Below are 12,967 nucleotides of genomic sequence, written 5' to 3' on the forward strand. Positions count from 1 at the left end.
GAGTCTTTATGCCGGTCCCTAGTGTGCTATCACGTATGGAAACGGTAACACATCATGGTCGGGAGACGGCGTACGATGTCGTCGACCGCGGCAACGACGGACCGCCCATCTGTTGTATCCACGGGAGCGGCGGGTCCCACGATGTCTGGGACGGGCAGCGACCGTTGGCGGATCACGCACCGGTCGTCACGGTCGATCTCAGCGGTCACGGCGAGTCGGACGACATCGACGCTAGCGCGGGCTATTCGACGCTGTCGGCTTACGCCGACGACGTGCTGGCCGTCGTCGAGGCGACCGACGCGGCGGTCCTCGTCGGAAGCTCCCTCGGCGGTGCCGTCGTCCTGCAGATCCTGCTCGAGCGCGAGTACGATCCCGACGCGGTCGTCCTGACGGGGACCGGTGCCAGGCTCGGCGTGCTCGAGGATCTCCTGGCGTGGCTCCGATCGGATTTCGAGCGGGCGGTCGAATTCCTCCACGGACCGGATCGGCTCTTTCACGACCTCGAGTCGGACCTCAGCGAGCGATCGATGGAACGGATGCACGACACCGGCCAGGCGGTCACGCGCCGGGATTTTCTGACCTGCCACGAGTTCGATGTCCGCGATCGCGTCGACGAGATCGACACTCCCACGCTCGCGGTGTACGGAGAGTACGACCAGTTGACCCCGCCGTGGTTTCACGAGTACCTCGCCGACGAAATCGACGAGGCCGGACTCGCCGAGATCGAGGACGCCGCACACCTGGCGATGATCGAACGGCCGTCCGCGTTCAACGCGGTCGTCGACGAATTCCTCTCCGAGATCGACGGTGACCGAAATCGAGACTGGTACTGAGAATCGGCTCGAGACGGCCGTCTCGAGGCGGTATAGTAGCTACTGAAACGATTCAGTAAATGTCCTCGAGATCGGCCTCCTCGTGACTGTGTTCGTCGGCGGGGAACTCGCCGGATTCGACCGCCGAGACGTACTCTCCGACCGCGGATTCCATCTCCTCGCGGACGTTCCCGAACCGTTTCGAGAAGGAGGGCGACCACTCGCTGAGCCCGATCGCGTCGTCGACGACGAGCACCTGTCCGTCGCAGTCCGGGCCGGCACCGATCCCGATGGTCGGGACGTCCAGCGCCGCCGTCACGTCGGCCGCGAGGTTCGACGGCACGTGCTCGAGGACGAGCGAGAACGCCCCGGCCGCCTCGTGCGCCTCGGCCAGTTCGAGGATGCGCTCGGCACCGTCTTGATCCGTCCCCTGCCGCGGATAGCCGCCGTACTTGTTGACGTGCTGTGGGGTCAGTCCGAGGTGGGCCATCACGGGAATTCCGAGCTGGACCAGCTTCTCGGTCAGCTCGACGGTGTGGGGCCCGCACTCGAGCTTGACCGCGTGAGCGTCGGCCTCCTTGAGCATCCGGCCGGCGTTCTCGACGCTGGCCGCCTCGTCGACCCCGATCGAGAGAAACGGCATGTCGGCGACGACGAGGGCGTCGTCGGTCGCGCGGGCGACCGCACCCGTGTGGCGAGCCATGTCGTCGATGGTCACCGGGAGCGTCGTCTCGTACCCCAGATTGGTGTTCCCGAGACTGTCGCCGACGAGGATGATGTCGACGCCGGCCTCGTCGACGACCGCCGCCGTCGGCGCGTCGTACGCCGTCAACATCGTAATCGGCTCTGCACCGGCCTTCGCTCTGAGATCCCGCACGGTAGGCATACCCATAGCTTGGCCGCCGAGAACTAAACAGCGTTGTTCTTCCGCCGGTAACCGCCGAGTCGTCCGCTGGGGCCGCATCCGCGGCGCTTAAGAGGTCCGGGTTGCCATACTCACGCGTGCCAGAACCCGTCGAAACGACCTCGCCCGACGGCGTCGATTACGGCTGGGTGATGCAGACCACCTTCGTCGCCACCATTCTGGTCGGCGCGCCGGTCGTCGTTCTGCTGTCGACGGCGGCGACCCTCCCGACGTGGGCCGACCGGGTCGAATTCGCGATCCGAGTCGGCGCACCCGTCTGGTTAGTCACGTCGGTCGTCGTCTTCGCCTACGCGAAGCGGACGCAGACGTAACGGGCTCGCTCGAGTCGCTCTCGAACCGAGCGCTCAGACGCCCGACGGCCCCTCGTCGACGTACTCGAAGTCCATTCCCGCCCGTTCTGCGGCGCGTCGGTCGCGCGCGGAATCGCCGATGAATAGCGCCGCCGCCGGCTCGACCTCGAGCGCTCGAACGGTCGCGAGCAACGGTTCCGGATCCGGCTTCCACGCGTCGATCGTGTCGCGGCCGACGACGGCGTCGACCGCGTCGTCGAGCGCGTGTTCGTCGAGCGCGATCCGACACGCTCGCTCGCAATTGAGCGAGCAGACGCCCGCCGGCAGCGACCGATCGAGCAGTTCGTCGGCGTGGGCGAGCCGAACGGAGGCTCGCGCCCCGTCGTGCTCGTGGGCCGCGATGGCGGCCTCCACCTCGTCGGCCAGTCCCGCGTCGTCGGCGACCTCGAGCATCTCCCAGAGCCCGTCGCTCGGCGGTTCGACGTTCGCGGCGGCGTACACCTCGCGGACGTCGACGGCGACGGCGTCCCAGTCGACGTCGAGATCGACGAGCGTCCCGTCCAGATCGTAGACGATGGCGTCGTATTCGGTCATACGGGCTGATAGGGGGACGACGGATTAGTGACTTCGGTCTCCAATAGCGACGGTCCGTGGCTCGTTCACTCGGTCGACTTCGATGAACTGAGCGCCGGCCAGACGACGTGGCGAGTCGCCGACGCGAGTGCCATCCCCCACAGAAACGCGATCGCGAAATGCAGGAACGTCGAAATGTGGTCTCTCGGGAGCACGATCCAGAGGAGAACCGTCACCACTCCGACTCCCACTAGCCCCACGATCGTCGTCGCCACGTCGCTCTCGAAGCCGAGCTGCGCGTCCTCCAGCGTGAGAGTCACGACCGCTCCGATGAGCGTTCCGCTCCCGACGGCCACTGCTGTTGCTTCGATCGAGACGATTTCCCGGCTCAGCCCCGGAACTAGCAGGATCGGCGTCATAACGGTCGCATAGAGGAGTTGCCAGAGAGCCCGCGACCGCTCGTCTGAGCCGAAAGCAGAGAGTTTCTCGACTGAAGTTTTTCCCATAGAAACATTCCCTTCACAGGGTGTAAATAGGTTCCCGTGATGCTGTCAGTTACCGTTCCCCGAGCAACTCTCGAGCGATCACCGTCTTCTGAATCTCCGTCGTCCCCTCGTAAATTTCGGTGATCTTGGCGTCGCGATAGAGCCGTTCGACCTCGCCCTCGGTGACGTAGCCGTAGCCGCCGTGGATCTGGACCGCCTCGTTCGTCACGAACGTCGCCGCCTCGCTGGCGAAATATTTCGCCATGCTCGCCTCGAGCGCCGCGCCGCCGGCCGCGCGCTTTCGGGCAGCGTCTCGAGTCAGCAGGCGCGCGGCCCGAATTTTGGTCGCCATCTCCGCGAGTTTGTGCCGGATCGTCTGGATGTCCGAAATGGGGCCGCCGAACTGGTCGCGCTCCTGACTGTAGGCCAGCGCCTCGTCGAGCGCACACTGCGCGAGGCCCACCGACTGGGCGGCGATGGCGATCCGGCCGCCGGTGAGGATGTGAAACGCGGCCGAGAGCCCCTTCCCCTCCTCTGTTAACCGATTCGCGGCCGGAATCCGAACGTCGTCGAAGGTCAGGCTCGTGGTGTCGCTCGCGCGTAGACCCAGTTTGTCCTCTTTCTCGCCGACGGTCAGGCCGTCCACGTCGGCCGGGACGAAGAACTGCGTCACCGTCGACGGATCGTCGCGATCGGTCTTCGCGAAGAGGATGTAGACGCCCGCGCGCTCGCCGTTCGTGATCCACTGTTTCTCGCCGTCGATGACGTACTCGTCGCCGTCTCGAGAAGCCTCGGCTTCTCGAGGATCAGCCGAGGTTTCCTCGGCGGAGTCGCGTCTCGCTTCCGTCGACATCTCCGCCGGATTCGAGCCCGCGTGTGGCTCCGAGAGCGCGAAGGCACCGACCGGCCGCCCGTCGGCCATCTCGGGCAGCCAGCGTTCCCGCTGGTCCTCGCTCCCGAACTCCGCGAGACAGGAGGTCGCGAGCGAGTGGACCGACAGCGCCGTCGCGACCGAGAGCATCCCGTAGGCGACTTCCTCGTTGACCACGGCGGCCGTCACCGGATCCGCCTCGTAGCCGCCGTACTCCTCGGGGACCGTCAGCCCCGTCAGATCGAGGTCGGCGAGGCCGTCCCAGACGGCTTCGGGGAACTCCTGCTCTCTGTCGGCCTCGAGCGCTGTCGGCCTGATCTCCTCGCTGGCGAACTCCCGGACGGTCTCCCGGATCGCCGCCTGTTCGTCGGTGAGCGTCATACCCACACCCACGAGGTCATCACACAAAGGGACTCACGTCGGAACGGTCGGCGCCGCGGTCATCGCTCGGCCGTGAGGCGGGCCGAGTCCGCCGTGAGTCCGTTCTCGGGGACCCTGCGTTCGAACTGGAGTCGCCGAGCCGGCGATACCCTCGCGACCGCGCCGAACGGCGGGGCTGCGGTACGACGGCGTTTGTGGGTATCGTTCACGAAATTATATATGTCCAGTAAGCCAGAAATACTATATATAAATACTGTCTCCTCAAGATCGATGGAAGAGGATATTTCACGGCGATCTCTCCTTCGAAGCGGTAGTGCAGGGGTAGTTGCGGTCAGTTCCGCGGGACTGGCTGGCTGTGCGGGAAGTCTCCCGTTCGTCGGCGATGACGAGGAAGAGGGCGATTCCGGGCCGCCGGTCGAAAACTGGCTCGCCGCGCCGGCGTTTACCGATCTCCTGGACACGGAAGCGCTGTCCGAACAGTACACCGATGGGACGGTCGACTCGTCCGAGGAGACCGATCGGCAGTTCAACGCCGTCGTCCCCGACGCGGTCTTCGAGCACGAGGAGGAACTCGTTGTGTACTGGCCCCTCGAGAGGGGTGCGGCTCATCGGAGCAGGGCCGGCGTTGCCGCGACCGACCTCGACTGGGAACTCTCCCAGACCGTCACCTGGGAGTTCGAGGTGAGCCACACGCGACGGACCTGGGACGGAACGACGACCCAAACGGACACGGCCGAGTCGTCGGTCGAGTACGGATTCCTCGCCGGCTCCTTCGATCCCGCGTCTATCGAGGAGAACCTGCAGGACTGGGTCGAGGACGAGTACGACGAGGACGACGAACTTTCGAGCGAGGGAGACCACGAGGGGTACGAACTGTACGCGATCCAGAACTGGGCCTTCGGGGTCGGTGAAGGGCACATCGTCCAGGCCAACGGTGGAAACTACCTCGATGCGGTCGGTGCCGTCGAGGCGGCCATCGACGCCAACGCGAGCGCGAGCGGACTGTGGTCCGAGACGGACGACGGCGGGGCGATGCTGGGCGGGTTCAGCGCCGAACACATGTCCAGCGGGAGCGTTCACGCGCCCCGAACCGTCGAGACCGAACTCGAGCGCCGGTACGGTGATCCCGACGACATTCCCGACCGACAGCGCGAAGAGATCGAAGGCCGCATCGAAGACGAGTTCGAGGACTGGGAACGAGGGCTAGCGGGCACGGTGACCACCCACGAGTTCGACGGCGACACGTCCGAATTCGCCGAGGTGTTCCTCTACGAGAACGAGAGCGACGCGAACGCGGACACCCTCCGTGACCACGTCGACGCCAACCGCGACGTCAGCGATCGCTGGGCGACCCTCGAAGATTTCTCGATCGACGGGAGCGGGCGCACACTGGTGTTGAGCGGGACCGTGCGGACGCGGTCGCTCCTGTAGCCGGCGTCCGCCTCAGAGGACGTCTATTTTCTCGAGTCGGGAGCGCATCTCCCGTGCGGAGTCGTCGTCCGTCAGCCGGAGCGGGCTCCGCAACGGGCCGGCGTCGAAGTCCCGCATTCTGAGTGCGGTCTTGACGCCGGACATGTACGCGCCGCCGGTCTTGAACGCGTCACGGACGTCGAAGATCGTGCTCTGGAGTTCCCGCGCGCGGTCCTCGTCGCCCGCGTCGTAGGCGTCATAGCAGTCGACGACGAGCTCCGGAAAGACGTTCGCAACGGCACTGACGGCCCCCGAGCAGCCGATTTCGAGGCCCGTGAAGATGAGCGAGTCCGACCCCGCGAGGAAGGTCAGGTCGGGGTGGGCGTCGATCGCCTGGGCGAGCCACGGTACGTCCTTGCTCGAGTCCTTGACGCCCGCGATATTGTCGATTTCGGCGAGATCGGCCAGCGTCTCGAGCGACAGTTCGTTGCCGGTCTTGCTCGGGATGTGGTAGACGTAGACCGGCAGGTCGACGGCCTCGGCGACCCGGCGATAGTGCTCGAGGGCCCCCTCGTGGTCGAGCGGATAGTAGTACGGCGTCACGACGACGATGCCGTCCGCGCCGACTGATTCGGCGCGTTCGGCGCGGGCGATCGTCCGATAGGTGCTGGGAGCGCCGACGCCGGCGATGACCGGCACGTCGTCACCGACTTCGTCGACGACAGCCTCGACGATCCGGTCGCGCTCCGGGCCCGAGAGCAGCGGGAACTCCCCGTTGGTTCCGAGCGGAAAGACGCCGTGTACCCCGCGATCGACGACGAAGCGGGCGTGTGCAGCCGTCGTCTCGTAATCGACGGATTCGTCCTCCCGAAACGCGGTGACGGTCGGCGGGACGACGCCGCGAAGCGACAGCGGGTCGGCGGCGCCGGAATCGTGATTCGCCATGCGACCGACTCCGTCGGGGACGGCCAAAAAACGCCTGCCGTCGAGACTCGCTCGCCGGCCCGGATAGCCATCGGTCGCCGAACGCGAGGAACGGCGCTCGCGGCCCTCGAGTCAGTCCGGCGTCGCCATCTCGCCCGACGGGCTGTCCAACTGCTCGCCGGCGAGGACGCGGTTCGCTCGACGGAGCCGCTCGGAGAGCGCCTGATGAGAGATGTCGAGTTCGTTCGCGAGTTCCTCGAGCGAGATCTCTCGCGGGACGTCGTAGTAGCCCTGCCGATACGCCTCGGCGATCGCCTCCTGCTGGGGCTCGGTCAGCGCCGCCGTCGTCTCGAGTTCCTCGTCCTGTCCGGCCTCGACCATGCGTCTCACGTCGACCCGAACGCCGCAGTCTTCGATGGCCGAGACGGCGTCCGAGAGCTCCTCGCGGTGGGGGAAGAGGAGTCGGAGCGTCCACTGACCGTCGGTCACCTGCGCGTCGAGAACCGTCCCGCCGTCGGTGTAGACGCACTGACAGACGGACTCGACGGTCGTCGCGTACTCCAACCGGTAGAACAGTTCGCCGTCCTCGGTGTTCTCGAGCAGCCGTCGGTACTCCGCGACGGTCGGATCCGATTCGAGAGCCGTCTCGAGGTCGTCGCGGTCGACGTTCGAAAACCAGACGAGCGGCACGGTCCGGGCCGGCCCCTCGGCGACGACGCTTTCGACGCGGACGTCGAGGGCCGGTAGTTGCTGGAGGGTCTCTGCGAGCGCGAACTCGTCCGTCGAAAGCGAAAGTTCTGCGATCGTCGTCATTGGTGGGTCACCTCGTAGCGCTGGCTCGAGTCCGGTCGGTGAACGACGCCGCTGTCGTGGTGGTGCTGGGACTCGATTCGTCTCATAAGTATCCATCCGATCCGCTCGGTGTCGTCGCGAGCGCCTCGCCCGCAGCGGTCACGAGGCCGCCGTCGACAGTGCACTCGCTCGGATCGTGCTGTCAGAAGGAACGACTCGGATACGGTTGATGAACGGGCCTTTGTGTTCCGGCCGTTTAAGAGGGAGAGCCGCAGCTGACGACGGTCAGAATCGCGTGACGGAACCGGAATTTCGACGGTATCGATCGGGCGACGATTCGACTCGAATGACGGTTCGGATCAGGTGATATTGCGCCTCCGAGACGGGTCAGCCGATCACCCGAGGCGGGCCAGCCGATTGAGCGCGTACACCGTCCGGAGCACGTCGACGCTCTTCCCGCGATCGAAGACGAGTTCGTCCGTCTCGAGAACGTGCTGGAAGGTCTCCTGCGAGGCGTGTTCCGGGGCGGCCGCGATCCCGGCGTCGTTGTCGGCGACCCACTCCATCACGCGCAGATCGCTCTTGGAGTCGCCCATCACGAGCGCGAAGGGGTCCTCGACGCCGAGCACGTCGAGCGCGCGTTCGACGCCCACCACTTTGTTCAGTTCGAGACTTCCGATCTCGGCCGCGTCGGCCTCGTAGTAGGCGACGTCGATCCGCTCGAGGATCGCCGCGAGTCGGTCGGGAACGTCGTCGGTCGCGAGGTCAGGGTACGCCCCTTCGCCCTCCAGGACCGCCCTGATCTCGGGGTCCTGCGCGGCGTAGAAGGCGCGGGTCCAGTCGGTGATCGTTTCGTCGTCGAGAGTCGGTTCGCCCTCGCCATCGGCGGCCGAACTCTCGTTTTCGTCGCCCGCCCCGTCGTCGGCCCGCTCGAGCCCCCGTCCGACGGCGTCGGCGAGCAGATCGATGAGGTAGACCAGCGCCTCGTCGATGATTTCGCGGGCGTCCGCGGACCCGGTTTCGTAGTTGGGCTTCATCGTGACGTTGAACTCGTTTCCCTGGAGGTGACAGCCCCGCCGGAGTCCCTCGGGAGCCTCGGGCAGCACGCGCGACCGGACGTCGTCGAAGACCGTCCGGATCGACTCGTCGAGGTCCTCGTAGAGCAACTGCTTCGTCTCCGCGCCGTGGCCGGGCGTGAACACGCCGGTTCCCGCCTCGTAGACGATCGAGAGATCTCCCGAGTGGACGATTTCGCTGCCCAGCCCCTGGATCGCGAAACCCTTGACGTTCTCGAGGGTCTGGCCCGTACAGATGACGATCGGGACGCCGGCCTCGTGGAACTCCGTCAGGAGGTGCAGCGTCTCCCGGGGGATCTCGTTGTCCGTTCCGCCGGCGGAGCGCAGCGTCTCGTCGACGTCGAGCACGAGGACGTTCACCGCGCGGCCGTACTTCGCCTCGAGGTCGAGCGCGGTGAAGGCCTGGTCGCGAGTCGCGCGCGCGGCGATCTCCGCGAACGTCTCGCCGGCCGCGAACGCCGAGCGGATCTCGTCTTTGCGATCTTCGAGTTCCTCGGTCGCCTCCTGCCAGTGCTCGAGCGCGACTCTGGAGTCGACCGCCGGGAAGACGTCGACGAACTCCTGGTACTCCCGCAGCGTCGCCGTGTCGTGCTCGTCGTAGAGCCGGTAGACGAGATCGTACCGTTCCATGTGGGCTACAGGCATGGGCGGACGGATAACCGTTTCCGGTCGCAGTCGTTTCCATCGAAATCGTTTCGGTCGTAGCCGTTTCGATCGCAGTCGGTTCGGTCCCGGTCGGTTCGCCGCCCGATCGATCCGGGCCCGACGGTCTCGCGTCCCCGATAGCCGCGCATATCGATATTTACTCAAGTAGGAATAAATATTTAACGTCACGATTCCTACCGGGAGACAATGAAAGCCATCGCAGTCCGGCCCGGAGCGGGTATCCCGGAGGTCGTCGAGCGACCCGTTCCGGAACCCGCTCCCGGCGAAGCGCTCGTGCGGATCTGTCGCGTCGGTATCGACGGAACCGATTACGAGGTCATCGACGGGAGCCACGGGAGCGTTCCCGACGGAGACGACCGGCTGATCCTCGGACACGAGGCCGTCGGCGTCGTCGAAGACGCGAACGGAACCGCCCTCGAGAACGGTCAGTGCGTCGTCCCGACGGTTCGCCGACCGCCCCCGGGAATCGAGACGAACGACTACTTCGAGGCCGGCGAGCCGGACATGGCCCCCGACGGCGACTACGTCGAACGCGGTATCGTCGGCGCACACGGGTTCATGGCGGAGTACGTCACGAGTCCGGCGGCGGATCTCATTCCGATTTCCACCGAACTGGCTCCGTGGGGCTTTCTCGTGGAACCGATCAGCATCACCGAGAAAGCGATCGAACACGCTCGCGCGACGCGCTCCGCGTTCGACTGGCGGCCCGAATCCGCGCTCGTCCTCGGCACCGGCTCGCTGGGGCTATTGACCGTCGCGATGTTCGCGGAGACGCTCGAGTACGAGCGAGTGTACTGTCTCGGTCGGAAGGATCGGCCGCACCCGACGATCGACATCGTGGAGCGACTCGGCGCGACCTACATCGACTCCCGCGAGACGCCGGTCTCCGAGATCGCGAGTGCGTACGAGCCGATGGACGTCGTCTACGAAGCGACCGGCCACGCGAAACACGCCTTCGAATCGATCGACGCGCTCGCCCCCAACGGCGTCGCCGCCCTGCTCGGCGTCCCCGGTGACTGGTCGTTCGAGGTCGACGGCGGCCGGCTCCACCGCGACCTCGTCTTGCACAACAAGGCGCTGGTCGGCAGCGTCAACTCCAACCGCCGCCACTTCGAGCGGGCGATCGAGACGCTCTCGAGCCTTCCCGACTGGGTGCTCGAATCGATCGTGACCGGCGTCTACGGCCTCGAGGCGGTCGATCGGGCGTTCCCGAAGGCGACCGCGCGCGTCCCGGCGACCGGACCCGCATCGACGGCAGGGTCGGATGACGACACGACTATAAAAACGGCGGTCGAATTCGCATCCATATGAAAAACGTCGACGACTTAATCGAGAGCGCGGCCGAGCTCGCGGCCCGGGGCCTCTCGAAAGGCGAAATCGCGGACGAGCTGAACGTCTCCCGGGAGACCGCGAGCTGGCTCGTCGAGCGCAGCGGAACTACCCCGCAGGCGACCGAACAGCCACCCCAGCGAACCGACGAAACCCCCGGTCCGAGCGGCCCACAGGACATCCACGTCGACTGGTCCGCGATCGGCCGGGACAGCAAACGGATGAGCGCCATCGCCTCGGCGATGGCCGACATGCTCGCCAAACACGGCGAAGGCGTCGATCTGACGATCGGCATCGAGAAGGCCGGCGGCCCGATCGCGACGCTGGTCGCCCGCGAACTCGAGACCGATCTCGGGACCTACACCCCCGCGAAACACCAGTGGGAGGAAGGCGATATCGAAGACCTCGGCGGAACGTTCTCCAGAAACTTCGCCGGGATCCGCGATCGAGAATGTTACATCGTCGACGACACCATCACCAGCGGCACAACGATGCGCGAGACGATCGAGGCGATCCGCGCCGAGGGTGGAAAGCCCCTCGCCTGCGTCGTCATCGCCGACAAACAGGGCCTCGAGGAGCTCGAGGGCGTCCCCGTCTACTCGCTCTTGCAGGTCATCAGCGTCGGCAAGGACGACTAGCCGACGACGCGGTCGCTGGAGCCAATACGCGATGCGATAAAATCGAAGGTCGAGCCGGAGTTCGCGTTCGGCTACCCGTGAATGCCCATCGCTTCGATCTGCTCTTGATACCGGTTCCGGATCGTCACCTCGGTCACCTGTGCGACGTCGGCGACCTCGCGTTGGGTCTTCTTCTCGTTGCACAGCAGGGACGCGGCGTAGATCGCGGCCGCGGCGTACCCCGTCGGTGACTTGCCAGAGAGCAGCCCTTCCTCGGCCGTCTTCTCGATGATTTCGTTGGCCTTGGTCTGGACCTCTTCGGACAGTTCGAGTTCAGAACAGAAGCGCGGGACGTACTTTTTCGGGTCGACGGGACGCATCTCGAGGCCGAGTTCCTGCGAGATGTATCGATACGTGCGACCGATTTCTTTGCGTTCGACGCGCGAGACTTCCGAGATCTCCTCGAGGCTTCGCGGGATCCCTTCCTTGCGACAGGCGGCGTACAGCGCGGATGTCGCGACCCCTTCGATCGATCGTCCGCGGATGAGGTCTTCTTTGAGCGCGCGCCGATAGATGACCGACGCGACTTCCCGAACCGAGCGCGGGACGCCGAGCGCGGATGCCATCCGATCGATCTCGCTGAGCGCGAACTGGAGATTCCGCTCGCCGGCGTCTTTGGTTCGAATGCGTTCCTGCCACTTGCGCAACCGGTGCATCTGGCTGCGTTTTTTCGAAGAGATCGAGCGGCCGTAGGCGTCCTTGTCTTTCCAGTCGATCGTCGTCGTCAGCCCCTTGTCGTGCATCGTCTGGGTCGTCGGCGCGCCGACGCGGGACTTTTCCTGCCGTTCCTGGTGATTGAACGCCCGCCACTCCGGGCCTGGGTCGATCTGTTCCTCCTCCACGACGAGCCCACAGTCTTCGCAGATGAGCTCTCCCCGGTCGGAGTCCTTGACGAGATTGTCCGATTCACACTCGGGGCAGGCACGTTCCCCCTCTTGTTCCTCGGTCTCGTCCGTCTCGCGCGTTCGCTCCCGCTGGCGGGTGGACCGTGTCATCGCACTTTTATAGTAGTCTCATTATGGTAGATAAAGGTTTGGGAAGGGTTTTGGACTGTTGCCTCGTATCGCTCGAAAACAGTCGATACGAGCGTTCATCCCCGAGTTTTACGAAACGGAACCGGAAAACCTTTATCCGATTCTGGCCGATCACGGAGACGAATGCCGGTCATCGAGTGCGACGTCGAGGCGGCCCGCGAACGACTCGAGGAGGCGGGCGTCGCCGTCGACTCGGGAAACACCGACCACGAGCGCTGGCGAGCGAGCCGCGGCGGCGCCACGGCCGTCGCCTACGACGACAAGGTCGTGATTCAGGGGTCGGATCCGCGGGATATCGAGGCGCTGCTCCGCGAGAACGGCGGACGCGCTCACGTTTACTTCGACGGCGGCTCCCGAGGCAATCCCGGTCCCGCCGGAATCGGCTGGGTGATCGTCACCGGCGACGGGATCGTCGCGGAGGACGGCGAAACGATCGGGACGGCCACGAACAATCAGGCCGAGTACGAGGCGCTGATCGCGGCCCTCGAGGCCGCGCGCGACTACGACTACGACGAGGTGCACGTCCGCGGCGACTCCGAACTCATCGTCAAGCAGGTCCGCGGCGAGTACGATACCAACAACCCCGAACTCCGCGAGAAGCGCGTGACCGTCCACGAACTGCTGCAGTCGTTCGACGAGTGGACCCTCGAGTACGTCCCTCGAGAGGCCAACGACCGCGCTGACGGCCTCGTGAACGAGGCGCTGGATCAGGCCTAGGGTCG

At 65.6% G+C, this 12,967-nt stretch carries 14 protein-coding genes; 6 read left to right on the forward strand and 8 right to left on the reverse strand.

The window, feature by feature from the left end:
- The first annotated feature begins 35 nt into the window (after positions 1–35).
- Positions 36–833 (forward strand): alpha/beta fold hydrolase, encoded by a 798-nt coding sequence (locus tag AC0QDI_RS02855; protein WP_474665041.1) that lies wholly within the window; start codon positions 36–38, stop codon positions 831–833.
- 52 nt (positions 834–885) lie between these two features.
- On the opposite strand, the gene panB is transcribed toward AC0QDI_RS02855, so the two are convergent.
- Positions 886–1,698: a 3-methyl-2-oxobutanoate hydroxymethyltransferase gene (panB, locus tag AC0QDI_RS02860; protein ID WP_474665043.1), complete on the reverse strand. Its 813-nt coding sequence runs from the start codon at positions 1,696–1,698 to the stop codon at positions 886–888.
- Positions 1,699–1,814: 116 nt separating this feature from the next.
- Between panB and AC0QDI_RS02865 the strand changes: the two genes are divergently transcribed.
- Entirely contained in the window at positions 1,815–2,048 is a 234-nt protein-coding gene (locus tag AC0QDI_RS02865) for a DUF5822 domain-containing protein (RefSeq protein ID WP_474665045.1), read from the forward strand.
- Between the two features lie 33 nt (positions 2,049–2,081).
- Here the strand turns inward: AC0QDI_RS02865 and AC0QDI_RS02870 are convergent, their stop codons facing one another.
- From AC0QDI_RS02870 to AC0QDI_RS02880, 3 genes are all read right to left on the reverse strand, one after another.
- Positions 2,082–2,621, reverse strand: a complete 540-nt coding sequence (locus tag AC0QDI_RS02870; protein ID WP_474665047.1) for an HAD family hydrolase — start codon at positions 2,619–2,621, stop codon at positions 2,082–2,084.
- 65 nt (positions 2,622–2,686) lie between these two features.
- Positions 2,687–3,106, reverse strand: a complete 420-nt coding sequence (locus AC0QDI_RS02875) for a hypothetical protein (RefSeq protein WP_474665049.1) — start codon at positions 3,104–3,106, stop codon at positions 2,687–2,689.
- A gap of 49 nt (positions 3,107–3,155) precedes the next feature.
- Entirely contained in the window at positions 3,156–4,337 is a 1,182-nt protein-coding gene (locus AC0QDI_RS02880; protein WP_474665051.1) for an acyl-CoA dehydrogenase family protein, read from the reverse strand.
- Between the two features lie 270 nt (positions 4,338–4,607).
- Here AC0QDI_RS02880 and AC0QDI_RS02885 point away from each other — a divergent pair, with 270 nt between their 5' ends.
- A complete protein-coding gene (locus AC0QDI_RS02885; RefSeq protein ID WP_474665053.1) occupies positions 4,608–5,768 on the forward strand; it encodes a hypothetical protein in 1,161 nt (386 codons plus the stop codon).
- Positions 5,769–5,780: 12 nt separating this feature from the next.
- Here AC0QDI_RS02885 and AC0QDI_RS02890 read toward each other — a convergent pair whose 3' ends face one another.
- From AC0QDI_RS02890 to AC0QDI_RS02900, 3 genes are all read right to left on the reverse strand, one after another.
- Positions 5,781–6,692: a dihydrodipicolinate synthase family protein gene (locus AC0QDI_RS02890; protein WP_474665055.1), complete on the reverse strand. Its 912-nt coding sequence runs from the start codon at positions 6,690–6,692 to the stop codon at positions 5,781–5,783.
- A gap of 111 nt (positions 6,693–6,803) precedes the next feature.
- Entirely contained in the window at positions 6,804–7,484 is a 681-nt protein-coding gene (locus AC0QDI_RS02895) for a helix-turn-helix domain-containing protein (RefSeq protein ID WP_474665057.1), read from the reverse strand.
- Between the two features lie 374 nt (positions 7,485–7,858).
- A complete protein-coding gene (locus AC0QDI_RS02900; RefSeq protein ID WP_474665059.1) occupies positions 7,859–9,169 on the reverse strand; it encodes an HAD family hydrolase in 1,311 nt (436 codons plus the stop codon).
- A gap of 222 nt (positions 9,170–9,391) precedes the next feature.
- On the opposite strand from AC0QDI_RS02900, the gene AC0QDI_RS02905 reads away from it, so the two are divergent.
- Positions 9,392–10,516 (forward strand): glucose 1-dehydrogenase, encoded by a 1,125-nt coding sequence (locus tag AC0QDI_RS02905; protein ID WP_474665061.1) that lies wholly within the window; start codon positions 9,392–9,394, stop codon positions 10,514–10,516.
- On the forward strand, positions 10,513–11,172 hold the full coding sequence (gene gfcR, locus AC0QDI_RS02910; protein ID WP_474665063.1) for a transcriptional regulator GfcR: 660 nt from the start codon (positions 10,513–10,515) through the stop codon (positions 11,170–11,172). The genes AC0QDI_RS02905 and gfcR overlap by 4 nt, the downstream gene beginning before the upstream one ends.
- Before the next feature lie 71 nt (positions 11,173–11,243).
- On the opposite strand, the gene AC0QDI_RS02915 is transcribed toward gfcR, so the two are convergent.
- A complete protein-coding gene (locus tag AC0QDI_RS02915; RefSeq protein ID WP_226041817.1) occupies positions 11,244–12,206 on the reverse strand; it encodes a transcription initiation factor IIB in 963 nt (320 codons plus the stop codon).
- Positions 12,207–12,368: 162 nt separating this feature from the next.
- Here AC0QDI_RS02915 and rnhA point away from each other — a divergent pair, with 162 nt between their 5' ends.
- Complete coding sequence (gene rnhA, locus AC0QDI_RS02920) at positions 12,369–12,962, forward strand: ribonuclease HI (RefSeq protein ID WP_273740619.1); 594 nt, start codon at positions 12,369–12,371, stop codon at positions 12,960–12,962.
- Positions 12,963–12,967 lie beyond the last annotated feature (5 nt).

The sequence above is a fragment of the Natrinema sp. LJW11 genome (genome assembly GCF_056135975.1).

Bases quoted from the DNA above. Each gene is read 5' to 3' on its own strand.
- AC0QDI_RS02855 (WP_474665041.1), top strand. From the start codon at position 36: ATGGAAACGGTAACACATCATGGTCGGGAGACGGCGTACGATGTCGTC.
- panB (WP_474665043.1), bottom strand. From the start codon at position 1,698: ATGCCTACCGTGCGGGATCTCAGAGCGAAGGCCGGTGCAGAGCCGATT.
- AC0QDI_RS02870 (WP_474665047.1), bottom strand. From the start codon at position 2,621: ATGACCGAATACGACGCCATCGTCTACGATCTGGACGGGACGCTCGTC.
- AC0QDI_RS02875 (WP_474665049.1), bottom strand. From the start codon at position 3,106: ATGGGAAAAACTTCAGTCGAGAAACTCTCTGCTTTCGGCTCAGACGAG.
- AC0QDI_RS02880 (WP_474665051.1), bottom strand. From the start codon at position 4,337: ATGACGCTCACCGACGAACAGGCGGCGATCCGGGAGACCGTCCGGGAG.
- AC0QDI_RS02885 (WP_474665053.1), top strand. From the start codon at position 4,608: ATGGAAGAGGATATTTCACGGCGATCTCTCCTTCGAAGCGGTAGTGCA.
- AC0QDI_RS02890 (WP_474665055.1), bottom strand. From the start codon at position 6,692: ATGGCGAATCACGATTCCGGCGCCGCCGACCCGCTGTCGCTTCGCGGC.
- AC0QDI_RS02895 (WP_474665057.1), bottom strand. From the start codon at position 7,484: ATGACGACGATCGCAGAACTTTCGCTTTCGACGGACGAGTTCGCGCTC.
- AC0QDI_RS02900 (WP_474665059.1), bottom strand. From the start codon at position 9,169: ATGGAACGGTACGATCTCGTCTACCGGCTCTACGACGAGCACGACACG.
- AC0QDI_RS02905 (WP_474665061.1), top strand. From the start codon at position 9,392: ATGAAAGCCATCGCAGTCCGGCCCGGAGCGGGTATCCCGGAGGTCGTC.
- gfcR (WP_474665063.1), top strand. From the start codon at position 10,513: ATGAAAAACGTCGACGACTTAATCGAGAGCGCGGCCGAGCTCGCGGCC.
- AC0QDI_RS02915 (WP_226041817.1), bottom strand. From the start codon at position 12,206: ATGACACGGTCCACCCGCCAGCGGGAGCGAACGCGCGAGACGGACGAG.
- rnhA (WP_273740619.1), top strand. From the start codon at position 12,369: ATGCCGGTCATCGAGTGCGACGTCGAGGCGGCCCGCGAACGACTCGAG.